The following is a 23,485-nucleotide window of genomic DNA, read 5'->3' as shown; positions in this document are numbered from 1 at the left end:
GCATGAGCCCCACCGCATGGTGGTCGAACGCGGTCGTTTACCAGGTCTATCCGCGATCGTTCGCCGACAGCAACGGTGACGGCATCGGCGACATCGACGGAATTGTCGCCCATCTGGATCACCTGGAGCGGCTGGGATTCGATGCAATTTGGCTCAGCCCGGTCACCGTCTCACCGATGGCCGACCACGGTTATGACGTCGCCGATCCGCGCGACATCGACCCGCTGTTCGGCGGGATGCCCGCGATTGATCGGCTGATCGCGGCGGCGCACCAGCGGGGCATCAAGATCACCATGGACGTGGTGCCCAACCACACCAGCTCTGCGCACCCGTGGTTCCAGGCGGCACTGGCCGCCGGCCCAGGTGCCGACGCCCGGGAGCGCTACTACTTCCGCGACGGCAAGGGGCCCGACGGGGCGCTGCCGCCGAACAACTGGACGTCGGTCTTCGGCGGATCGGCGTGGACGCGGGTTGTCGATCCGGACGGCAACCTCGGGCAGTACTACCTGCATCTCTTCGACACCGAGCAGCCGGACCTGAACTGGGAGAACCCGGAGGTCTTCGAGGACTTCGCGACATCGCTGCGGTTCTGGCTGGATCGTGGCGTGGACGGCTTTCGCATCGACGTGGCGCATGGGATGGCCAAGCCGCCGGGCCTGCCCGACGCCAGGGCAGGCGTCAAGGTGTTGAGCCACACCGACGACGACCCGCGTTTCAACAACGCAGGCGTGCACGACATCCACCGCAAAATCCGCAAGGTCGTTGACGAGTATCCCGGGGCGGTGACCATCGGAGAGGTGTGGGTGATGGACAACCTGCTCTGGGCCGAGTACCTGCGGCCCGACGAATTGCACCTCGGCTTCAATTTCCGGTTGACCAAGATCGCGTTCGAAGCTGGCCAAATCCGTGACGCCATCGACAACTCACTGGCGGCCACGGCGATCTATGACGCCGTCCCGACCTGGACCTTGTCGAACCACGACGTGGAACGCGAGGTGACCCGCTACGGCGGCGGCGACATCGGGCTGCGCAGGGCTCGGGCCATGGCGATGGCAATGCTCGCCCTGCCGGGCACGGTGTTCATCTACAACGGCGAAGAATTGGGCCTGCCCGACGTGCTGGATCTGCCCGAGGAGGTGCTCCAGGACCCGACCTGGGAACGGTCCAGACATACCGAGCGGGGCCGCGACAAGTGCCGGGTGCCGATGCCATGGTCGGGCGAGGAGCCTCCGTTCGGGTTCTCGCTGTCGTCGGAGACATGGTTGCCGATGCCGACGCAATGGGCGGCGCTGACGGTCGAGAAGCAGAGCGGCGATCCCGATTCCACCTTGTCGTTCTTCCAGAGGGCACTCGAATTGCGAAAGCGCCGCGTGGAATTCGCTGGCGAAAGCGTCGAGTGGCTGGATGCGTCCGGCGATGCGGTGATCTTCCGGCGCCCCGGTGGGCTGATCTGCGCGCTCAACTGCGGCGAATTGCCGGCGCCCCTGCCGGCGGGCGAGCTGATGCTGGCGAGCGCACCGCTGCTGGAGGGGAAACTGCCACCCGATTCCGCGGCCTGGCTGGCATAGCCGGCTCGGGTCACGCCGCCCAAGTCAGGTGAGCATTTCGCGGCGGACTGCTCTATATCTTGTGCATGGCTTCCTACGAGTGGACCGTGATCGGTGCCGGGCCGGCGGGCATCGCCGCGGTGGCAAGGCTGCTGGATCACGGAGTCGCGGGCGAACGCATCGCGTGGATTGATCCGGCCTTCGCCGGCGGCGACATCGGCCAGAAGTGGCGGTCTGTTTCCAGCAACACCCATGTCGCGCTCTTTCTCGAATACTTCAACGGCTCCAAGGCATTTCGGTTTTCCGAAGCACCACCCATGCCGCTCAAGGAGATCGATCCGCAAGAGACCTGTGCGCTCGGTCTGGTCGCCGAACCCCTGGTGTGGATCACCGAGCAGCTGCGTGAGCAGGTTGACGCCGTGACGACGACCGCCACCGCGCTGTTTTTGGAGAACAGGCAATGGCGAGTCGAGACGGGACAACGCGACATCTACGCCAGGAATGTGATCCTGGCCGTCGGCGCAGATCCCATAAAACTTCGCCACCCCGACCTCACGGAGATCCCCGTCCAGGTCGCCCTGGATCCCGAAAAGCTGGCCGAAGAACCGCTCGAGGGCGCGACGGTCGCCGTGTTCGGCTCGTCGCACTCGTCGATGATCGTGCTGCCGAACCTGCTGCGCCACCCCGTCAAGCGCATCGTCAATTTTTATCAGAGCCCACTGAAATACGCTGTCTATTTTGAGGATTGGATCCTGTTTGACGACACCGGGCTGAAGGGCCAGGCGGCCGTCTGGGCGCGCGAGAACATCGACGGGGTGCTCCCCAACCGCCTCGAGCGGTGCTGGGTCTCGAGCCCGGAATTCCTCGGTAAACTGGCGCAGTGCGACCGCGTGGTATACACCGTAGGTTTCGAGCGCAGGAAGTTGCCCGAGACCCCGCAGTGGGGGCAGCTGGACTACAACCGCACCAACGGAATCCTGGCCCCCGGCCTGTTCGGGGTGGGCATCGCGTTCCCCCAGTACGCCGAAGACCCGTACGGGTACGGGCAGTTTCGGGTGGGCCTGAAGAAATTCATGGACCATCTCGACGCCGTTCTGCCGCTGTGGCTGCTCTACGGCCCCTGATCTCCGCGAGCGAATCCGGCCCGCGATCGCTTTAAAGTCAGCGTGATCCGTTTGAGAAATCGCCCACGGCCGGCCGCGTCAGCCCAGCAGCAGCGCGGGATCGCCGCGGCGGCGGTACACCGACCCGAACCGGGCGTCCAGACGCAACCATGTCGGCAGTATCCGGACCCGGATCAATTCGTCGGCGGCGACCGCGTCGGGTGACTGCGGCAGAAAACCCATCGCGGTCAACGCGAACACGCAGCGCATGGGCAGCCCGACCTGCACGTCGGCCGAGCTGACCTGGATGACCTCCTGATCGAGCAGCGAAACCGGCGGTCCATGAGAATTGCTGTGCTGCTTGGCAAGTTGCGCACCACGTTGCGCCAGGTCCAGCATCACCCGGGCCGGTATGTCCTCGAGGTGAGCGAAGCCGGATTCCGGCGGCAACGCGCCGCGCCACGCCGAGTCCATCGCGAAGCCGGGATCGACGTAACCCGCGGCGTCCATCGCGGACAGGCCGCGCGCCAGCGCGTCCGCGCCCACCGACAGATCGCCGGGCCGCACCTCGCCGACCACTACCCTGCTGGCCAGCACGTCGAAACCCGTTGCGACCCAGGCCGTCAGCAGCCCCGGGGATCGGGTTCGGAATCGGATGATCGCGGCGTCATCGAGTCGCAGCGCGCGGTCGACGAACGCGGCCAGATCCGTGCGGTGGGCGTCCCTAGAGTCGGCACCCAGCCATAGTCCTCGTTCGGCTACCTGATCCACCGTTGTAGATACTCCCGATGTTGTGGCGAAAGACGCACCAGCCGCTGCTCCTCGATATGGACGGCGGCCAGTTGAGACTCGGCGATGACGGCGGGCTTCGACTCCGCAGCCGCGCCGACCGAGCGCACCTCGTAGCCCAGCGTGAAGTCGACCGCCCGCAACCGCTTGGTCCACATCGTCACCTGCAGTGGTGAATCCACCAGCCGCAGCTGGTCTTTGTAGGTCACCTTGACTTCGGCGATGAGCAACCCGATGGTTCTGATGTCGACCTCGAACGCTTCGCGCAGGAATTGGACGCGCGCCTCCTCAAGGATCGTGACCATGGTGGCGTGGTTGATGTGCTGATACATGTCGATGTCCGACCAGCGCACTGGCACGGGCGCGACGAAGCCGACGCTCAACTTGATGATCCTCTTCCACTGGTGCGGGTCATGCGACGGATTTGCCGCGCGGCGACGGACAGTGTCGCGAGATCCTTATTACCGCCTTCCTGGATCTCGATAAGTGTTCGACGGGCCCGCTCGACCCTGGAGGCACTCAGGTGTTCCCACTCGGCGATCTTCTCTTCACCGCTTTCGTCCGGCTCCCCTACGGCGAGCACATCGAAGCACAGCGATCGCAACGAAGCATAGATGTCGTCACGAATCGCCAAGCGCGCCAAGGAGTGCCAGCGGTCCCGTCGGGGCAGTTCAGATACCGCCGTCAAGAGCCCGTCGGTGCCGAGCCGGTCCATGAGCGCGAAATAGGTGTCGGCGACCTCGGCGGCGTCGATGTCGCTGATGTCGCCGATGTCGATGATGTCGAGCAGGCTGAAGCGGTAGAGCCCGGCGGCCACCGAATAGGCGAGGTCTTCGGGTGTGCCCTGGGAGGCGAACTCCGCGGCTTCCTTGTCGACGATGGCCTTGTCGTCGCCGCGCAGCCACTCCGACATGCGGGGCGTCAGCGCCTGCACCTTGGCGGCGAACCGGTTGATCTCGGCGCCGACCGCCAGCGGCTGCGGCCGGTAGTTGAGCAGCCAGCGTCCGGCGCGGTCGATCAGCCGCCGGGTGTCCAGCGTGAGCCGATCCGACAGTGTGACCGGCAGATTCGCCGCGCGGATGTGCCGCCATGTCACCCCCACCCCGAAGATCGCGTCGGTGGCGACGTACGTGCGCACCGCGTCGACCGACCCGACGCCGACGTCTTCGACGATCCGGAAGGCGTAGCTGATCCCGGCTGCGTCCACCAGGTCGTTGATCAGCATGGTGGTGACGATTTCGCGGCGCAGCTGATGCGTGCGGATCTCCGGAGTGAACCGTTCCCGCAGAGGTTTTGGGAAGTACATGGGCAGCCGGGAGGCGAACACGTCCTGCTCGGTCAGCTCGGTCTCGAGCATCTCCTCCTTGAGCCCCAGCTTCACGTGTGCCATCAGGGTGCACATCTCCGGCGAGGTGAGCCCGATGCCGACCTCGGCCCGCCGCGCGATCTCCTTCTCGGATGGCAGCGCTTCCAGGTCGCGGTGGATGCCGCGCTGGTCGACCAGGTACTGAATCATCCTGGCGTGCACCGGCAGCAGGCTCGCCGCGTTCGTGCGGCTGGTGCCGATCAGGTCGTTCTGGTCGTCGTTGTCGGCGAGCACCAGCTGCGCGACCTCGTCGGTCATCGACTCCAGCAGCGGTTTGCGCTCCTCCGGCTTGATCTTGCCGGCAGTCACCAGCGAGTCGATCAAGATCTTGATGTTGACCTCGTGGTCCGAACAGTCCACACCGGCCGAGTTGTCCATGGCATCGGTGTTGATCCGGCCACCCGCCAAATCGAACTCGACGCGACCCAGCGCGGTCACCCCCAGGTTGCCGCCTTCGCCAATCACCTTGGCGCGCACCTGGCTTCCGTTGACTCGCACCGGATCGTTGGCACGGTCGCCGACGTCGGCATCGGATTCGGACTCCGCCTTGATGTAGGTGCCGATGCCGCCGTTGAAGAGCAGATCCACCGGCGCCTGCAAAATCGCCTTGATCAGATTGGGCGGCGTCATCTCGGTGACCCCCTCCTCCGAGCCCTCGATGCCCAACGCATCGCGGACCTGGGGGCTGACCGGAATCGCCTTGTGCTCACGGCTGTACACGCCGCCGCCCGCACTGATCAACGACGTGTCGTAGTCCTCCCAGCTGGACCGCGGCAGGTCGAACATCCGTTGGCGTTCCTCCCACGAGCCCGCGGCGTCGGGGTCGGGGTCTAGGAAGATGTGCCGGTGGTCGAAGGCGGCGAGCAGCCTGATGTGCTTGCTCAACAGCATGCCGTTGCCGAAGACGTCGCCGCTCATGTCGCCGATCCCCACCACAGTGAAGTCCTCGGCCTGCGTGTCGATGTCCATCTCCCGGAAGTGCCGTTTGACGGCCTCCCACGCGCCCTTGGCGGTGATACCCATGGCTTTGTGGTCGTAGCCGACCGACCCGCCGGACGCGAACGCGTCACCCAGCCAGAATCCGTATGACTTCGCGACGTCGTTGGCGATGTCGGAGAAGGTGGCGGTGCCTTTGTCCGCCGCCACCACCAGGTACGCGTCGTCGCCGTCGCGCCGGATGACTTCCTTTGGCGGGCTGACCTTTCCGGTTGCATGGTCGACGTTGTCGGTGACGTCGAGCAGGCCGGAGATGAACAGCTGGTAGCAGGCGACGCCCTCGGCGCGACTGGCGTCGCGGTCGGCAGCGGCATCGCCGGTGGGCAGCGGGGGCCGCTTGAGGACGAATCCGCCCTTGGCGCCCACCGGCACGATGACCGCGTTCTTGACGGCTTGCGCCTTGACCAGGCCCAGGATTTCGGTGCGGAAGTCGTCTCGACGGTCCGACCAGCGCAGGCCACCGCGGGCCACCGGTCCGAACCGCAGGTGCACGCCTTCAACGCGGGGCGAGTAGACGAAAATCTCGTATTTGGGCCGCGGCAGGGGTAGCTCGTCGACCAACTGGGCGTCCAGCTTGATCGCCAGCACGTTGCGCGCACGGGCCGAACCCCCGCTTGTGACAAAGTAATTGGTGCGCAACGTGGCCTGTACAAGCGATGCGAAGGCACGCAGAATGCGGTCGGTGTCCAGGCCCACCAGTGCGTCGATGTCGGAGGCGACCGCGCCGGCGGCGGCCTGCGCATCGCGGTTACCCGATGAATCGGGGGTGGGGTCGAACAGCGCCTCGAAGAGTGCGACCAGCGATCGTGCGGTCGAGGGGTGTTCGTTGAGCACCGACTCTATGTGGGACTGGCTGTAGGGAAAGTTCGCCTGCCGCAGATACTTTGCGTAGGCCCGCAACAGGACGACCTGCTGCCATCGAAGGGACGCGCGCATCACCAGCTCGTTGAATCGGTCGACTTCGAGGCGGCCCTGCCAAATTGCGGTGACCGCGTCAGCGAACCGCTCGGCCATCGCGTCGCGCCCGGATTGTGTCGAGGCCAGCTGGATGGTCGGGTGCGGCGAGATCTTGAACTGATAGATCCACACCGGCAGCCCGTCGGACCGGTTGACCGTGAAGGGACGCTCCTCGAGCACCACCACACCCATGCTCTGCAGCATCGGCAACAGCTGGCTCAGCGAGGCGGTGCGTCCGCCCAGGAACCAGGTCAGCTGCGCGGTCCCGTCGCCGGCTTCGGTGAACACCAGCTTGACCGAGTTGTCCCGCAGCTCATTGATGATGGCGATGTGGTCGATGGCATCGGCCGGGGCCACGGCTTGCTTGTAGACCTCGGGGAAGGCGGCCGCGTAGTACTCGGCTTCGGCGTGCCCCACCGAGCCTTCCGCGGCCGCGGCGACCAGCCGGTCGGTCCAGGTTCGTGCCGCTTCGCTCAGCAACGCCTGAATGCGGATCCGGTTGTCTTCGGAAACGTCGACCGGTGCCGCACCGGGCCCATCGGAAGGCAGGCGGACCATGAAATGCATTAGGGCCCAGGGTGATTCGCTGACTCGAGCGGTAAACTCCAGTCGGGTCCCGCCGAATTCGTGAACCAGGATGTCTTCGATCTGCAGCCGCACCGCCGTGGTGTAGCGGTCGCGGGGCAGATACACCAGGCAGGAGACAAAATACTGCAGGCGGTCGGCGCGCAGGAACAGCAACGCATTTCGTTGCGGTCCCAGATCCACCACCGCCTTTGCCATCGCCAGCAGTCGTTCGGCGCTGAGCGTGAACAGCTCCGAGCGGGGAACGGTCTGGATGACGTCGAGCAGCAGCTGGCCCGGGTGTATCGGGTCACTGTCGGCCATCGCCAACGCATCACGGACCCGGCGCGAAATCGTTGGAATCTCCAGGACATCGGCGTTCATCGCGGCCACTGTGAACAGCCCGACGAAACGGTGCTCGATCACGGCACCGTCTACATATTCGCGAACCGCGATGGCATACGGGTAGGCGCCGTAGCGCAGATAGCTGCCCACCACGGACTGCGCCAACACCAGCAATCTGTCGTCGTCGGTGAGCCGGGGGCGCGAGCCGGTGCGAGTGCGCAGGACGCCGAGGCCGGGTGTCCCGTCGCCGGAGACCTGCCCGTCGTGCACGTGGCAGCGCTGATAACCGAGCAGGAGGAAGTTGCCGTTGACCAGCCAGCGCAGCAGCGCCGCGACGTCGTCGCGGTCCGGCGCCGAGAAGTGGTCGTCGGCGTTGGCTTCGACTTGGGCGGCCAGATCGTTCAGCGCGGCGATCAAACTCGACGCGTCGCTGGCGACCTGTTGAACATCGGCCAGCACCTTCGGCAGCAGCCGTTCGACCTCGGTGAGTCCCTTGCTGTCGACCGACGGCAGCAGCTGCACGTGTATCCACGCCTCGCCTGCGTATTGCGATGCGCCTTCCGCTTTCGCCTCGACGCTCAGCAGATCGCCCTCGGGGCTGCGGTGCACTTCGAACACCGGCGTCATGATGGCCGTGTACGGGACACCGAGCCGGTGCAGCAGCACGGTGACGGAGTCCATCAGCATGCCGCCGTGATCGGTGACGACTTGCAGGGCAGGTCCGAACCCGGCGGGGTCTCCCACCGGGTACACCGCGACGCGGCTCTCTCCGTCGGGGCGGTGTAGGCCGAGGCGGTAGTGCGCGCTCAGCATGGACGGGGTGACGATCGCCGCCGGCACGGTCAGGTCGATGGGCCTGGTTTCCGCGCCCCCCGACTCGTCGCTATGTGGACCTCGATAGCTCTCGATGTAGGCTTTCGAGATCCACTCAGGAATGTCCTGCTGCTGGGTGAAGGTCGTCCACGGCTCGACACCTTGCCTGGCTCCGGGATCGATCGTCATGCCGATAGCTCCCAACTGGCGACGGTTGTCAGTGCGCTCGGTCGCCCCGTTCCGTGGCAATGCGGGGCAGAGCTGACACTAGTCGCGCGTCAGCTTGCGGTGGGTCACTCTGTGCGGCCGCGCCGCTTCGGCACCGAGCCGCTCGACTTTGTTCTCCTCGTATGCACCGAAGTTGCCCTCGAACCAGAACCACTTGGCCTCGTTGTCGTCGTCACCTTCCCAGGCCAGGATGTGCGTGCAGGTGCGGTCCAGGAACCATCGGTCGTGCGAAATCACCACCGCGCAGCCGGGAAATTGCTCGAGGGCGTTCTCCAGCGAACTCAGCGTTTCGACGTCGAGGTCGTTAGTGGGCTCGTCGAGCAGGATGAGGTTTCCGCCCTGCTTGAGCGTCAGTGCGAGGTTGAGCCTGTTGCGCTCGCCACCGGAGAGCACGCCGGCCGGCTTCTGCTGATCTGGTCCCTTGAACCCGAACGCCGACACGTAGGCTCGCGAGGGCACCTCGGTCTGTCCGACCACGATGTGATCCAGTCCGTCGGAAACGACTTCCCACACATTCTTTTTGGGATCGATTCCGGCGCGGGTCTGGTCGACGTAGCTGAGCTTGACGGTCTCGCCGACCTTGACCGTGCCGCTGTCCGGCTGCTCGAGGCCGACGATGGTTTTGAACAGGGTGGTCTTACCGACCCCGTTGGGGCCGATGACGCCGACGATGCCGTTGCGCGGCAGGCTGAAGGACAGGTCCTTGATGAGGGTGCGGCCGTCGTAGCCCTTGTCGAGATGGTCGACCTCGACCACGACACTGCCCAGCCGCGGACCGACCGGGATCTGGATCTCCTCGAAGTCGAGCTTGCGCGTCTTCTCGGCCTCGGCCGCCATCTCTTCGTAGCGCTGCAGCCGCGCCTTGCTCTTGGCCTGACGCGCCTTCGCCCCCGAGCGCACCCACGCCAGCTCCTCGGTCAACCGCTTCTGCAGCTTGGCGTCCTTGCGTCCCTGCACCGCCAGCCGCTCGGCCTTCTTCTCCAAGTACGTGGAGTAGTTGCCCTCGTACGGGTAGGCGCGGCCGCGGTCCAGTTCCAGGATCCATTCGGCGACATTGTCCAGGAAGTACCGGTCGTGGGTGACCGCCAAGATCGCGCCCGCGTAGGAGGCGAGGTGCTGCTCGAGCCACTGCACACTCTCGGCGTCCAGGTGGTTGGTGGGCTCGTCGAGGAGCAGCAGGTCGGGCTTGGACAACAGCAGTTTGCACAGCGCGACGCGGCGACGTTCACCACCGGACAGGTTGGTCACCGGCTCGTCGGGCGGGGGGCAGCGCAGCGCGTCCATCGCCTGCTCCAGCTGCGAATCGAGATCCCACGCGTCGGCGTGGTCGAGCTCCTCCTGCAGCCGGCCCATCTCATCCATCAACTCATCGGAGTAGTCGGTGGCCATCAACTCGGCGACCTCGTTGAAGCGGTCGAGCTTGACCTTGATCTCGCCCAGGCCTTCTTCGACGTTGCCGCGAACGGTCTTCTCCTCGTTCAGCGGGGGCTCCTGCAGCAGGATGCCGACGGTCGCGTCGTTGGCCAAGAAGGCATCGCCGTTGTTCGGCTTGTCCAGGCCCGCCATGATCCGCAAGACGCTCGACTTGCCGGCGCCGTTGGGGCCAACGACACCGATCTTGGCGCCTGGATAGAAGCTCAACGTGACGTCGTCCAGGATCACCTTGTCGCCGTGCGCCTTGCGGACCTTTTTCATCGTGTAGATGAACTCAGCCATGCCGCGGTTGTGCCTTTCTGATTTGCGAAGTGATCTCGCGGACCATCCTAGGCATCGCCCGGCAGCCGCCGCCCCGCCGCTAAGCGGTCAGCGGCAGCGGACCGGTGTCAGCTGACTCGACGTCATCGCCATCAGCGTCCTCACCAGCGGCGTCGGACGCATCCGCTGGCGGTGTGATGGCCTCGGTGGCCGTCGGACCGGTGTAGCCGGGCTTTTCGATGCGCACGATGACGCGGGACAGGTCCGGGCCGACCGCGGTTGCCCGCATCTCCACCGACGAGCGGCGGTTGCCATCGCGGTCCTCGTATTCGCTGGTGTACACGTGACCCACAACGATCACCGGCGCGCCCTTGCCCAACGCGGCACCCACTCCGGTCACCAGCTTGCCCCAGCAGTTGACCGTCACGAACAGCGAGTGCCCGTGCTCCCAGCCGCCGTCACCGCTGCGGCGGCGCGAGTTGCTGGCCACCCTGAACTTGAGGACCTCCTGGTCGCCGACCTTGCGGCGGGCGGGGTCGTTGACGATGTGACCGACGACAGTAAGCGGGGTTTCGAACATGGGCTGATCCCTTCTCGATTGCATTGGCTATGGCTGCCAGTAAGCGCGGCACTAGCGACATACGCCGTAAGAAACAGCGGCGAAAACCGAACCTGCCGGTCGTCCCTGTGGAAAAAACCGGGACTGGGGATCAGTCCGGATTAGCGGGGGCCCGGCCGGATCGCTTGGCCTGCTCGCCCTGCGCCAGCTGCGCCAGCATCGCGTTGTAGGCCACCAACTCGGCGTCGTCGTCACGCTCGGCGGCCCGGTCCAACCGCGTTGCGGTGCGGCGATCGCTGCGCGCCCACTGGATGAGCAGCGCGAGCATGACGATCACCAGCGGGAATTCCCCCGCCGCCCAGGCGATGCCCCCGCCCAGGCGCTGATCGCCCACCAGATCGGTATGCCAACTCAGGCCGAGCGAGCGGTAATAGTCCGCGGCGAGCACCTTCTTGGTGCCCATCAGCACCACCCCGAAGAAGGCGTGCAGCGGCAGCGATGCGAACACCACGGCCACCTTCGCCAGCGGCGGGATCGGCCGCGGCGTCGGATCCACCCCGATCACAACCCAATAGAACAGGTAGCCGCTCAGCAAAAAGTGCATGTTCATGGCTAGGTGTCCGGCGTGACTGCTCGCGGTGGTGTCGAAGAGGTCCGACAGGTACAGCCCGTAGAACCCGGCGACGAATAACACGGTGGCCACCACCGGGTTGGTGAGAAATCGGGAGACGCGGCTGTGCAGCGCGGCCAACAGCCATTCCCGCATGCCCGGCGGATCGTCACGGCCGGCCGCGGGCAGCGCCCGCAAGGCCAGGGTGACCGGGGCGCCCAGCACCAGCAGGATCGGGATCAGCATCGACAGGCACATGTGGACCACCATGTGCATGCTGAACATCGCCGGCATGTAGCGTCCGACGCCCGACGACGTGGCGAACAGCAACACCAGGCAGCCGAGCAGCCAGGAAAAGGTCCGCCCCGGCGGCCACTTGTCGCCGCGGCGGCCCAGCCGCACCAGCGCCGCCACATACGAGGCGGCGAAGACGAGGGCGGCGGAGCCGAAGATCAGGTCGAACCGCCAGTCGAACAGGATGCGCGCCACGGTGGGTGGTCCGTCGAAGTCGTAACCGATCTCGGCTTCGGGAATCGACGGCAGCCGCGACGGCGGTGGCGGCGGTGGGGTGCGGCCCAGCCCGACGGCGATGCCGAACGTGAGGCCGAAGATGGCGGCCTCGATCAGCGTCAGCCGCAGCAATGCACGACGTGCGCGCGCCGGACTCGGATCCGGTTGCAGCGCGGCCACACTCACGCGCCGCTGGCGCCAGCCGAGGCCGCCCAGGAGGCACAGCGCGACGAACTTGGCGATCACCAGCCGGCCATAGTCGGTGCTGAAAAGATCGGACGGCTGGACCCGGACCAGGGCGTTGACCAGCCCACTCACCGCCATCGCGACCCAACACCACAGCGCGATCATCGAGAAACGCCGGGCGGCCAGCCCGAGGTGACCACCGCCGCGCAGGGCGTGGGCAAGCAGGGCGAGCAGGCCACCGGCCCACAGGCTGGCGGCGACCAAGTGGATCAGCAGGCCGTTGGTGGCCAGGTCGTGCGAACCGCCGGCCGACGAGTGACCGGTCAGTCCCAGCGGAATCAACGCCATAACCGACGCGGCGGCCAGCACCGGCGTCCACGACCAGCGCAGCACCGACAGGCTCGCCAGTGTGATCACCGCGGCTAGGATCGCGGTCCAGCGCCAGGCTGAGGCGTTTGTGATCAGACCCGCCAATGACCACATCCGCATCGGGCTGATGTCGGCGACAGGATGGCCGGACACGTCGGAGATGGTCAGCGGGACCAGGAGGGCGGCGCACACCGCCCACACCCCCGACGCCAGCGTCCCGAGCCGAAGGGCCCGATAGCCGCCGGCGTCGAGGACACCGTTGCGCTGCGGCGGCACCAGAAATGCGGCGAATAGAAACGACCCGACCGCGAGCACCGCGGCGATCTCACCCGCCGCCCGAACGAACGGCAGCCCCAGCGTGGTCACCTGGCCCGGATCGGGTAGGCCCGTCACGGTCAGCGCGCTGGCAAGCGAGAGCGTCCCGATGCCGGCGGCCGTGCAGCCCGCCAGCACTGCCACCCCGACCAGGACCGGCCACACCAGCGCCCGGCGCTGTGTCGCGGCCTCGGTCGAGGCCTTGCCAGCGGGCGGGGCGACGGTCATATGTCCAGGGTATGGGCGGGCTCGCCGGCTACAGGGTCTGGCTGTCCAGAAGGTCCCGACGCGCCTTGTCCTCCCGGGCCACGAACTGATCGCGCGCGATCTGCCCGACGTAGTTGAAGTCTTGCAGGATGTCGCGCAGCCCTTGCAGGAAGGCGCCTCGCCTTTCCGCAAGGTCTGGGGCGGGCGCGATCAAGTTCTGATCGTCGACAACCTGACGGGCGGTGGCGAACAACAGCGTCGACACCGATTCGCTGCTGCGGATCCGGGTCTGCGCCACGTACTGTCGGCCGACGCCCAACGCCAAGTCGGTCAGTTCCTTGTGTCCGATGTCCGCCGGTGCGTCACGCAGTACGTCGGCGACGATCTCATAGGCCTCGAAGAACACCCGCAACATCGCTTCCGCCATCAGCGGGCGCTTGGCGAACAACAGCGAGTGGATCTCGTCGCCTCCAGCGGTGACATGAGCTTCCCAATTGTTGTGCCACGCCATCTCTTCGGCGATGTTGTCCCGGAACGTCGCCGAGTCCGCGAAATAGAAGTCGAACTTCAGCAGATCACGCAGCCGCATCGCCTGGGTCCAGAAGGCCTCCATGCGGTCGCCGTCGGCGTGGCGGGCGTGCGCCAGCGCGAGTTCGACGATCGAAGTCTCCAGGAAGGCGTGGATCACTGAGTTGCGGTAGAAGGCCGCGGCGTGCTGTTCCTCGGGCGCGATGCGCCACACCGGTTCCCGGCCGCCGTCGACCCGGGTAATGGGATGGCCGTGGGACAGTGCATCGACCGCCGCGCGCACCCCGTCGTGCGTGCGCAGCCGCAACGCGCTGGTGGACATCGGGTCTTGTTTGCGTTCCAGGTAATCCAACGAGTCCTGCAGGGTGTGGTGCAGCTGACCGAGCGTCAAAGCCGCACCGCGGGTGGTCAGCAGCAATGCGCAGACCAGGCCCGTTGCCGTCACCGGAGTCGCCTGCAGGATCCGCCAGGCGACCTCGAACGACATCTTTTGCAGCGCAAGACGTTTGGTATCCGGGTCTTGGGCCAGCGGGCCGTGCGGTGTACCGAGGTACTGACGCATCGACACGGCTTCGGGGAATCGGACGTAGATCTTGCCGTAGTTGCGTTCACCCTGCGCGCGGATGAAGTTGTACAACCAGCCCACGCCTTCGGGCGTCTTCTCACCGCCGCGGGCGTAGGCGGCGTATTCGGCGGTCTCGTGCAGCTGATCGAAGCTGATCGAGACCGGTTGCAGCAGAATGTCTTCGCTGCGGCCGTCCAGGTAGGCGTCGGCGACGTAGGCCAGCAGGCCGAGCTTTGGCGGCAGCATCTTTCCGGTGCGCGAGCGGGTGCCCTCGATGGACCAGCTCAGATTGAACCGCTTCTCGACGATGTAGCCGACGTATTCCCGCAGCACGTACTTGTAGAGCTGGTCGTTGCCGATGTTGCGGCGGATGAAGATGACACCGGAACGCCGTAGCAAGGGCCCCATCGCGCCGAACGACAAGTTGATGCCTGCGAACACGTGCACCGGCGGTAACCGGTTCTCCTGCATGGCAACCGGCACCACGGCGCCATCAATGTAGGACCGGTGGGAGAACAACAGCACCGCCGGGTGAGCTTCCAGGCCGGCCCGCATTGCCGCAACCTGATAGCCGTCATAGTCGATCTCAGGATCGAACCCGCGGCTGAGCATCCTGCCGAGAACCCCGACGAGGTCGACCGATGCCCTGCTCCACCCGGTGGCGAGTTCGTCGAGCATCTTTCCGGCTTCGTCGACGGTGGCGCCGGGAATTTTGGCCAGGCCGGCGCGAAACCGGTTGGAGGCCAGGATCTCCGGCTTCACCAGCCGTGGTGACTTGTACTGCGGTCCGAGGATTCGGTATTCGACGCGTTCCATCGCCAAGATGGCGCGACGAATCACGAATTGGGCGAAGTCGTTCTTGTCTTCTCCGACTGTGGTGTCGCGCCATTGCCGGCGCAGTTCGGACACGGTGGCCGCCTCGCCGGCCACCACCCGTGCGCGCTGGGGAGCGGCCCGTACGATCTGTTCTTGCTGACGGTGGTTGGGGTGGTAGGGATCCCGGCCGGGGAGCAGCCCGGCGAGCTTGGCGAATCGGCCGCGCTCCGGCTCCGGCAGCCAGAACACTCGCACCGGCACGATCGAACGGTCTTCCCCGGATTCGAGCTCTTCGGCCAAGGCTGTCAGCGCTTCCGGCGGCGCGTCGAGCGCCGGCAGTTTCACCAAGCCGAAATTCGCTCCCTGATGGTCGGTGCGCTGGTGATCCAGCCACGCCGTCACCAGTTCCATCTCGACCTGCGAGGCCATCGAGGCCAATACCAGCGAGTCTCTTCCGGTAAGAACCGCGCTGCTATCTGCGGCCGGTTCCGTCACGGATGCTCCGGCGATTCCGGTGGCTCGGCGCTGATGGCCGCCGCCTCGGGGACGGGTCGTTGCGCCTCGCCGTCGTTGAGGACGGCGTGGGATTCACGGGGGTTTACCTTGGGCGGCTTTGCTTTCGAAGCGGCTTTCTTCGCCGGCGTCTTCTTGGCGGCCGCCTTCTTGGCCGGCGCCTTCTTTGCCGGTGCCTTCTTGGCCGGTGCCTTCTTGGCCGGTGCCTTCTTGGCCGCCGCCTTCTTTGCCGTCTTCTTGGCCGGTGCCTTCTTGGCCGCCGCTTTCTTTGCCGATGTCTTCTTGGCCGGTGGCTTCTTTGCCGGTGCTTTGGCGGTCCGGCTCTGGGCCTTGTCTGCCGCGTTCTTCTCGGCGTACAGGTAGACCTCGGGAAGTTCGTCGACAGGCCAGTTGGCGAGCGTGTCCAGGTAAAGCTGGCGAACCTCGGCGATGCGCTCCGGCAGCGTGTCAAGCGTCCAGTCCTGCACCGAGATCGGCGGAAACACCGCGATGTCGACGGTGCCCGGGTTGATGACGGTGGAGTTCCTGGCGGCGACGAGCTCGGCGTTGCGGATCACGATCGGGACGATCGGGATTCCCGCAGCCATCGCGAGACGAAATGGCCCCTTTTTGAAGGGACCGACCTCGGTGGTATCCAGTCGGGTGCCTTCCGGCGCCATCACAATGGAAAGTCCGTTCTTGGCTCTCTCTTCGACCGTGCGCATCGTCTCCAGCGCTGAGACCGAATCGTCTCGGTCGATGAACACACCATCTAACGCCTTGCCCAGCAGGGCCATGATCGGATTCTTCTGCAGTTCCTTCTTGGCGACGGCGACCCAGTTGTCGTTCACCAGCGCACCGGCGATGACTGGGTCAACCTGATTGCGGTGGTTGTAGATAAAGACCGCCGGACGTTGCGCCGTCAGATTTTCTTTCCCGACGACATTGAGATGTACTCCCGTGGTCGCGAGCACCGTTTGGGAAAAAATGGAGGTAAAGAAATTGGCGCCCCGCCGCCGGCTACCGGTCAACACGCCCATCGCCAGTGCGCCGGCCCCGACGGGGACAATCGAGCCAAGTCCGGCAAGGGTGCGCACCTGCCGCCGCAAGCCCACGGGACCACGGCTGCTGAATCTCAGGATCGGCCAACCGCGGCGCTTGGCTACCGCGGCCATCTTGCCCTCGGGGTTGGTGGGCCGCGGGTTACCGACCAGGTACATCAGGGCGACGTCCTCGTCACCGTCGGCGTAGAAGTAGCTGTCCTTGAGATCGATGTCGTGCTCGGCGGCAAAGCGTTGTACCGCAGCGGCTTTGCCCGGGCCCCACAGGATCGGCTTCGTGACGCTACCGGTGAGCATGCCGTCCTCGGTGGTCTCGAACTTGTTGGTGAGCATGTTGGGAATGCCGAGGAAACGCGCGACGGGGTTGACCTGGATGGTCAGCGCCGACGAGCTGAGCACCACGGTATGACCGCGGGCCACGTGAGCACGCACCAGCTCGCGCATCTCCGGGTAGATCCGTGACTCGATCCGCTGGACGAACAGTCGCTCGCCGATCTCTTCCAAGTCGTCGAGCAGTCGCCCGGTGAGCGCGGCGGCAGCCTTGCCGATGAGGTCCTCGAACTCGATACGACCCAAGGTGTGGCTCAGGCCGGCCTGCACCATGCCGAGCAATTCGCCCACGCCCATGTCGCGGCGCAGCAGGCGCTCCTGGGTCAGGATGACCGCGGTGAAACCGGCGACCAATGTCCCGTCCAGGTCGAAAAACGCGCCGATCTTCGGCCCGGCGGGACTGGCCATGATCTCGGCCACCGAACCCGGTAGTCGCATGTCCGCGCCGGGGGTTTTGCCCTTGTCCCCCTGGTTTTTCGAGGCGCTCATGAACCCGCCACCGATCGAGGCGACACGGCCGGCTCGGTGAACGAGGCGGGCACCGCTTGCGGCGGTGGGTCACCGGCCAGTGCCAGGATCTCGTCGAAACCTTCGAGCAGGCATTGGGCGAACAACGCCTCGTTTCTCACCGAGGCCCTGTCGTAGCGCACGGTGATGGTGCACCACCCGCCGCGGGAAATCAGCACCACCATCATCGCCACTCCGGGCAGCGGACCGATACCGTACTGCCGCAAGACTTTTGCGCCGACGATGTAAGTGTCGCCCGGGAAGACCGGGACGTTGCTGGCCTGCACGTCGGATCCGATCACCGAGCCGGTGATCCCTTCGAGCACCGCGGTCGGCAAGACGCTGAGCACCGGAGCAATCGAACCGATGATGTTCATCGCGGGCTCGTCGCGGCGCTGCGTCATCTGAGCGCGGATCTTTTTCATTCGGGAGACGGGGTCGGCGGTACCGATCGGCGCCGCAAGGTTGACACCGGTGAATCGGTTGCCGCCGGCCGTGTCCGCTTCGGCCCGCAGGTTGACGGGCACCGCCATCGGCAGGGTGCTGATCGGCACGCCGAACGCCTGGTGGTAGCGGCGCAAGGCACCGCACAGTCCGGCGAGATAGGCGTCGTTGATGGACCCGCCGCCGGCTTTTGCAGCTTTGTGCAGGTCGGCGAGCGAGATGTCGATCGCCTCGCTGCGGGTGGCAAGGCTGCGCCGCCGCAGCAGCGGCGAGGGCTCTGCAGCCCGGTTGAGCACCCGCATGCCCGACATGGCGTACCCGACGATCCCCGAAACGGTGGCCGTCGGCTCCAGGACCGCCCGCCCGGCTGCCGATACCGCGCCGGACAGCGCGCTCATGACGCCGCCGACAACGGCGAAGGGCAGGTGGTTAATGCCCTGGCGCATCAAATCATTGGACGTCAAGTCCTGCGGGACAGGCAGTGGCAGCGCCGGCTTGGCGGGCGGATTGCGCTCGAGGTCATAGATCTCGGCGAACATTTGGACTCCGCCCACGCCGTCGGTGACGGCGTGGCTGACATGCAGCAGCGCCGCGGCCTTGCCGCCGGCCAGACCCTCGACCAGGGTGGCCGTCCACAGCGGCCGCGAAATGTCCATCGGCGACTGGAGGATGAGTTCGGCGAGGTCGAATACTTCACGCATCGTGCCGGGTTCGGACACCCGGACCCGGCGCACGTGGAAATCCAGATTGAAATCGGGATCGACCACCCAGCGCGGTGCCGCCGTCGGCAGGGAGGGCACAACGACCTTTTGTCGCAGCCGCAGCACCCGTCGCGATGCGCTTTCGAATCGGGTTCGGAACTGTTCCCAATCCGGCGTGGTGTCCAGTAGCTCCAGCGCCATGATCCCCGACCGGGTGCGGGGATTCGCCTCTCCCCTGTGCAGTAGGTAGTCGACCGGCCCGAGCTCGTCCGACAACTTCATCGCCTCGACGGACTCAGTCATGGTCATCAGTTCGACGCGCCAACCTTGTCACCGTCGATCAAGCCTCCTGCCTTGGACCCACCAACCCCAACGGTCTACCCAACGCTAGTCGGGTTGCAGCGCTGGTGAAAGGAGCGGCGAGTACCGGGGCGCGGGCTCAGCTGGCCGAAGTGGCCGCGAGGGGCAGCGAATCCAGCAGCGCGCTGACGCGCCGCCCGTAGACGACACCGAGGAAATCGGCGACGGCGTCAGCGGCCAGCCGCGACCGAACCGTCGGCGTGATATCGAAAGCGTGGTGGGCATTGCCGAGTTCGGCGTGGGCGACAGTGGCCGCGCCGGCCGCGCGCAGCGCCGCGCAGAACACGCGGGCCTGTCCGCTGGGCACCAATTCGTCCTTCTCGCCGTGCAGCACGAAGAACGGTGGCGCGTCACCGTGCACGTAGGAAATCGGCGACGCCGCAGTGAAGCGCTCCGGCTCGTCGGCGTAGCGGGCCTTCATCACGAATTGCTCGAGGAACGGCAGCATCAGTTCGTGCATGTTCTCGAAGTCGGTGAAGTCGTAGACGCCGTAATAGGGCGCCACCGCTTGCACGGTGGTGTCGGCGTCTTCGAAGCCGGGCTGCAAGGTGGGGTCGTTCGGGGTGAGCGCCGCCAGGGAGGCCAGGTGCCCGCCCGCTGAGCCGCCGGTGATCGCGATGAAGTCAGGGTCGCCGCCGTAGTCGGCGATGTTCTCCCGCACCCACGCGATCGCCCTTTTGACGTCGATGAGGTGCGCGGGGAAGGTGGCGCGCGGGCTCTTGCTGTAGTCGATCGAGACGCAGATCCAGCCGAGTTGGACCATTCGACTCATCAACGTGTATCCCTGCGGGCGCCGGCCGTTCAGCGCCCACGCGCCGCCCGGCACCTGGATCAGCACCGGCGCCCGGCAGCCGGGCGCCAGATCATCGCGCCGCCAGACGTCGAGCAGGTGGTCGCGTGGACTCGGACCGTAGGAGATGTCGGAAGTCTGCGCCGCGTAACGGCGGTGGGGCCCGGGCCTGCTCAACAGTCGGCCACGTGGGGCGCACAGGGCTCCGACGGTGGCGGGGTGGCATATCTGCTCGCGAAACTCGGGTCCGAAGGATTCCTCGAGCGCGGCGGTGAGGGTTCGATCCGCCCGCTGAGCGGCCAACGCCGTGCCGACGCGGCCGACGGACGGATGAGAAACCCGCGACAGCGCGTGCCCGGTCAGCACGTGCGGAGGAAACTCAGTGAAAAGCCAGCCGGCGAAGCAGCCCAGCGCGAACGGCCCGCCGCGCAGCACCAGATTGCCCAGCTGATAGACATCGCGGGCTTCGGCCGCCAGGCGTGCCGCCTGGGCGCCCGCCCACGAGCAGTGTGAAGTCAAAGTGCCGGCCACGCTCATTGCAACGCCACCCCTCGACGTTATGCACACGCCTCGTTGCGGTTAACGACCGATTGCCGGCCGATGTTGTACGTGTGTCGAGGGTCCCCACCATAACCGATAAACGCGGCGCCGGAAGGGCTTTCGCGCGCGTGGCGGCGTGGAATCGGGTCGGCGGGTGCGGTTGGATAGACTGACCTGCACATTGCCTCCGTAGCTCAGGTGGATCGCGCAAGGGCCTTCTAATCCCTAGGTCGCACGTTCGAGTCGTGCCGGGGGCACCGACCGAGCGGATAAGTTCGCCTGCGTGCCCCGGGCGCACTCCTTATTCGACAGCTTGTCAATTAGCATCTGGAGCATGAAGGCACGCCGATCGGCCCGTTTGCTGGGTGTCGCGGTGGTGACAACCTGGGCGGCGCTGCTGTGCCCACCGATTTCCACGTCCGCCGCGCCCTGCCCCGACGTCGAGGTGACGTTCGCCCGCGGCACCGCCGAGCCCCCCGGCGTTGGCGGGGTCGGACAAGCTTTCATTGACTCCTTGCGTTCCCAGGTCGGCAGCCGCTCCCTCGGGGTGTATGCGGTCCGCTACCCCGCCGACGAGGATTTCGCCCCGTCAGCGTCCGCGGGCGCCGGCGACGCTCACGCTCACGCTCAATCCATGGTGGCGAACTGCCCCAACACCAAGCTGGTGCTCGGCGGATACGGCCAGGGCGCGATGGTGATCGATCTGATCACCATCGCCCAGGCGTCGATCGGGGGCCTGATTCCTCAGATACTGACGGCGGACGAGGCGGACCATGTTGCCGCGCTCGCCCTGTTCGGGAATCCGTCGGACCGGTATCTGGGGGCACCGGTGAGCGTGGTCAGCCCGTGGTACGGGGCGAAGGCCATTGACTTGTGTGCGCCCGGCGATTCGGTGTGCACTCCGGGCGGCCCCCTGGCGCCGCCGTCGCACGACGAGTCGTTCTCGGCAGCGCACCTGTCGTACCAGGGGTCCGGAATGCCCGGTCAGGCCGCGACTTTCGTGGCCGGCCATCTCTAAGTCGCCTAACTGAGTTCTGCCACCCACCTGCGCTCGGCGCATGAGTTGTCGGGTGGTGGCGCCCGTCCATTCCTGCCGAACGGCATATCCCAGCGGCATTCGGCACGGCCGAAACCCGTTGTAACACCTGATTTATTGAGGCTACGACGCCGGGGCATACTGCCACACCGCCTCATGGTTTCCCGTCGACGCCGGGCTGCACGACAACGTGAGGCCGGTTGCGTCATGGATGGTCACGTTCGGGGCCGAACAATGCCGGCCGGCCAGCGGTCGATCGAGGCTGGCGAGGCCAACACCGAGGCCGATCAACCCGGCCGTGGTGATGGAGACCAGTATCAGCCGTAGGTATCCAATTCTTTGATCGCGCGCCCGTGCGTAGGTCCGGTACGCCGTAGCCCCGTAGCGCATCGTCCTATACCCCGTTGTCCGCATGAGGTGCTCCTAGCGTCGATGCCGATTGGGATGCTCTTTCGAGCTGACACGAGCTTGCGGAGCGCACCTTGGCGGATCCTCAAGGGATCCTTGGTTGCGGGCTCACCGCGCCGAGGCCGCGAGCTTGGCGCTTTAAGGGCTCGCACGACCACCCCGCCGCCGGGCTTGACCACTACCAGCTTTCCGAACCCGCTAGCGCATGTGCTATCGGATTCGGAAGTCAGCTCATGATGACCGGAAGGCGCTTGAGTGGGCGGATGTGCCTAGCGATCAGAGCGAACGTTCGGTGGTGAGGCCGGTGGCAAGCTCGGCGGGGCACCGGCCCCGGGCGAACGGCGCGTCCCACTGACGCAGGTCACGACATTTCGGCAGTCGCGATCAGTGCCGCAACGCGGTTACACGGACCGCCGGTAATGGCATTTGGGTCGGTTTTCTGAGCGTTTAGTAAATTTACAAAGATCGACGCCACTGTAAATAGATTGCGAGTTTAATCATTCCGGACAGCGTGTCAACGAGCAGAAGGCGCTTACGGCGAGATCACTGGCTCGAGCGTCTTCTCTTCGAGGGGGTTGGCGATTATGGCGGCGAATGAATGGCAGCCGGTGGTGCGCGTCGGGGAGCCGACGTTCATAGCCGGCGTTGGCAATCGAATCAAAGTCGAAATCAAGACGAGGGGTTGGTTGAGCCGCGACTGGCGTTATTACTTCGGGACGCAGGTCTCTCAGCAACGACTTGACGCCCGGTACTCTTCTTATCCCTGTTGGGACGAAGTCCAGCGCATCGAGGGCTCGTGTGCGGAGGATGACGCGGAGCACTACATCGAAATGATCGACGCCGCAATCCATTACGCCAACATCAAGTTGCGTAGTGATGGGCTGCCGAGGGTCATTCTGCACGGAGCGCGGGTCGAGCGACGGGGGTGTGCGGTGCGTGAGCGCCAAGCCGAACTCGATGAGCTAGCGAAGAAGTTAGCGAAACCCGAGCTGTAGCGGATCCCGCAGAATTCGACGGCTCCGCCGACCCGGCGTGCAGCGTTGAGCCCCCGGCCGGCGGGCCGGCGCCTTACCTCGCGTTTCGCCAGGTCGATGCGGGGATTTGGCCGAAACGGCAAAACGCGGCAGATAACGTTTTGATAAATACAGCGTTAGTTGTGGGTTCAGATATCCGCCGCCCACCCCGCAAAGGTTTTCTCGTTTGCGCGGGTCAAAGCCGCTGCAGGCACAGGCTGAAATGGTTCGGCCATCGATACGAGCTAATACGGTGGATCGTCGGTTTGCATGCCCGCTTACCCTGCTTGTCCTCGCTAATCACACTCACACCGGCCAACCCCGCGCGGACGGTGCGAAGTAGTCTTACCTCGCCCGTGACGCGGCCGCCGATGAACGGTGTGGCCGGGCGGATCCCTAGCCAAAAAGCGAGCCGGAGGTGCCCGATGGCCCAGTCCGAACCAATCCTTTTCAAGGTGACCAACCGCGTCGCGCTCATCACCGTCAACGATCCCGATCGGCGCAACGCGATAACCGCCGACTCGTCGGGGCGCCTGCGCGAGGCCGTCGAGCGGGCCGAAGCCGACCTCGATGTGCATGCCGTGGTAGTCACCGGCGCGGGCAAGGCGTTCTGCGCGGGCGCCGACCTCAGCGCCCTCGGCGCCGCCGGGGGTGGCGCGGCCGAGACGGGCCTGCAGCAGCTTTATGACGGCTTCATGGCCGTCGGTAGTTGCCGGCTGCCCACTATTGCCGCTG

The 23,485-nt window shown here is 65.8% G+C and carries 15 protein-coding genes and 1 tRNA gene; 6 read left to right on the top strand and 10 right to left on the bottom strand.

Annotated features, from left to right (window positions below; genetic code table 11):
- Positions 1-2: 2 nt before the first annotated feature.
- Together VFW69_RS17720 and VFW69_RS17715 are read left to right on the top strand one after the other, a co-directional pair.
- Positions 3-1,568 carry a glycoside hydrolase family 13 protein gene (locus VFW69_RS17720; RefSeq protein ID WP_526502956.1) on the top strand — a complete coding sequence of 522 codons (1,566 nt, stop codon included), beginning with the start codon at positions 3-5 and terminating at the stop codon, positions 1,566-1,568.
- An 86-nt stretch (positions 1,569-1,654) separates the two neighbouring features.
- Positions 1,655-2,671, top strand: a complete 1,017-nt coding sequence (locus VFW69_RS17715) for an NAD(P)/FAD-dependent oxidoreductase (protein ID WP_526502993.1) — start codon at positions 1,655-1,657, stop codon at positions 2,669-2,671.
- A 78-nt stretch (positions 2,672-2,749) separates the two neighbouring features.
- Here VFW69_RS17715 and VFW69_RS17710 read toward each other — a convergent pair whose 3' ends face one another.
- The 10 genes from VFW69_RS17710 to lipQ all read right to left on the bottom strand — a co-directional run bounded on the left by VFW69_RS17710 (position 2,750) and on the right by lipQ (position 20,290).
- Positions 2,750-3,421, bottom strand: coding sequence for a DUF8185 domain-containing protein (locus VFW69_RS17710; protein ID WP_526502954.1), 672 nt, complete (start codon positions 3,419-3,421; stop codon positions 2,750-2,752).
- Positions 3,409-3,822 carry an acyl-CoA thioesterase gene (locus VFW69_RS17705; protein WP_526502952.1) on the bottom strand — a complete coding sequence of 138 codons (414 nt, stop codon included), beginning with the start codon at positions 3,820-3,822 and terminating at the stop codon, positions 3,409-3,411. Before VFW69_RS17705 ends, VFW69_RS17710 begins: the two co-directional genes overlap by 13 nt.
- Positions 3,819-8,669 (bottom strand): NAD-glutamate dehydrogenase, encoded by a 4,851-nt coding sequence (locus VFW69_RS17700; RefSeq protein WP_526502950.1) that lies wholly within the window; start codon positions 8,667-8,669, stop codon positions 3,819-3,821. The genes VFW69_RS17705 and VFW69_RS17700 overlap by 4 nt, the downstream gene beginning before the upstream one ends.
- 78 nt (positions 8,670-8,747) lie before the next feature.
- A complete protein-coding gene (ettA, locus tag VFW69_RS17695; protein WP_526502948.1) occupies positions 8,748-10,424 on the bottom strand; it encodes an energy-dependent translational throttle protein EttA in 1,677 nt (558 codons plus the stop codon).
- Positions 10,425-10,503: 79 nt separating this feature from the next.
- Entirely contained in the window at positions 10,504-10,983 is a 480-nt protein-coding gene (locus tag VFW69_RS17690) for a single-stranded DNA-binding protein (RefSeq protein WP_526502946.1), read from the bottom strand.
- Positions 10,984-11,113: 130 nt separating this feature from the next.
- Positions 11,114-13,180 (bottom strand): bifunctional copper resistance protein CopD/cytochrome c oxidase assembly protein, encoded by a 2,067-nt coding sequence (locus VFW69_RS17685; RefSeq protein WP_526502944.1) that lies wholly within the window; start codon positions 13,178-13,180, stop codon positions 11,114-11,116.
- Between the two features lie 28 nt (positions 13,181-13,208).
- Positions 13,209-15,563 (bottom strand): glycerol-3-phosphate 1-O-acyltransferase, encoded by a 2,355-nt coding sequence (locus VFW69_RS17680; protein ID WP_526502942.1) that lies wholly within the window; start codon positions 15,561-15,563, stop codon positions 13,209-13,211.
- Positions 15,560-17,440, bottom strand: a complete 1,881-nt coding sequence (locus VFW69_RS17675) for an HAD-IB family hydrolase (protein WP_526502940.1) — start codon at positions 17,438-17,440, stop codon at positions 15,560-15,562. Before VFW69_RS17675 ends, VFW69_RS17680 begins: the two co-directional genes overlap by 4 nt.
- The gene (locus VFW69_RS17670) at positions 17,437-18,906 is read right to left on the bottom strand and encodes a WS/DGAT/MGAT family O-acyltransferase (RefSeq protein ID WP_526502990.1); all 1,470 of its coding nucleotides are present in this window, start codon (positions 18,904-18,906) and stop codon (positions 17,437-17,439) included. Before VFW69_RS17670 ends, VFW69_RS17675 begins: the two co-directional genes overlap by 4 nt.
- A 136-nt stretch (positions 18,907-19,042) precedes the next feature.
- A complete protein-coding gene (gene lipQ / locus VFW69_RS17665) occupies positions 19,043-20,290 on the bottom strand; it encodes an esterase LipQ (RefSeq protein WP_526502938.1) in 1,248 nt (415 codons plus the stop codon).
- Between the two features lie 186 nt (positions 20,291-20,476).
- Here lipQ and VFW69_RS17660 point away from each other — a divergent pair.
- From VFW69_RS17660 to VFW69_RS17645, 4 genes are all read left to right on the top strand, one after another.
- Positions 20,477-20,550: transfer RNA gene (locus VFW69_RS17660), tRNA-Arg, on the top strand.
- A gap of 77 nt (positions 20,551-20,627) precedes the next feature.
- Complete coding sequence (locus VFW69_RS17655) at positions 20,628-21,311, top strand: cutinase family protein (RefSeq protein WP_526502936.1); 684 nt, start codon at positions 20,628-20,630, stop codon at positions 21,309-21,311.
- A 1,010-nt stretch (positions 21,312-22,321) separates the two neighbouring features.
- On the top strand, positions 22,322-22,732 hold the full coding sequence (locus tag VFW69_RS17650) for a hypothetical protein (RefSeq protein ID WP_526502934.1): 411 nt from the start codon (positions 22,322-22,324) through the stop codon (positions 22,730-22,732).
- Positions 22,733-23,175: 443 nt separating this feature from the next.
- Positions 23,176-23,485 (top strand): enoyl-CoA hydratase/isomerase family protein (locus tag VFW69_RS17645; protein WP_526502932.1); only part of this gene is annotated, 310 nt, incomplete at its 3' end.

Source organism: Mycobacterium sp. (assembly GCF_036273375.1).
Lineage (GTDB): Bacteria > Actinomycetota > Actinomycetes > Mycobacteriales > Mycobacteriaceae > Mycobacterium.
The sequence above is the reverse complement of the archived record's forward strand: the minus strand, read 5'-3'. Positions and strand labels throughout refer to the sequence as shown.

Bases quoted from the DNA above. Each gene is read 5' to 3' on its own strand.
- VFW69_RS17690 (WP_526502946.1), bottom strand. From the start codon at position 10,983: ATGTTCGAAACCCCGCTTACTGTCGTCGGTCACATCGTCAACGACCCC.
- VFW69_RS17675 (WP_526502940.1), bottom strand. From the start codon at position 17,440: ATGAGCGCCTCGAAAAACCAGGGGGACAAGGGCAAAACCCCCGGCGCG.
- VFW69_RS17700 (WP_526502950.1), bottom strand. From the start codon at position 8,669: ATGACGATCGATCCCGGAGCCAGGCAAGGTGTCGAGCCGTGGACGACC.
- lipQ (WP_526502938.1), bottom strand. From the start codon at position 20,290: ATGAGCGTGGCCGGCACTTTGACTTCACACTGCTCGTGGGCGGGCGCC.
- ettA (WP_526502948.1), bottom strand. From the start codon at position 10,424: ATGGCTGAGTTCATCTACACGATGAAAAAGGTCCGCAAGGCGCACGGC.
- VFW69_RS17650 (WP_526502934.1), top strand. From the start codon at position 22,322: ATGGCGGCGAATGAATGGCAGCCGGTGGTGCGCGTCGGGGAGCCGACG.
- VFW69_RS17685 (WP_526502944.1), bottom strand. From the start codon at position 13,180: ATGACCGTCGCCCCGCCCGCTGGCAAGGCCTCGACCGAGGCCGCGACA.
- VFW69_RS17655 (WP_526502936.1), top strand. From the start codon at position 20,628: ATGAAGGCACGCCGATCGGCCCGTTTGCTGGGTGTCGCGGTGGTGACA.
- VFW69_RS17720 (WP_526502956.1), top strand. From the start codon at position 3: ATGAGCCCCACCGCATGGTGGTCGAACGCGGTCGTTTACCAGGTCTAT.
- VFW69_RS17670 (WP_526502990.1), bottom strand. From the start codon at position 18,906: ATGACTGAGTCCGTCGAGGCGATGAAGTTGTCGGACGAGCTCGGGCCG.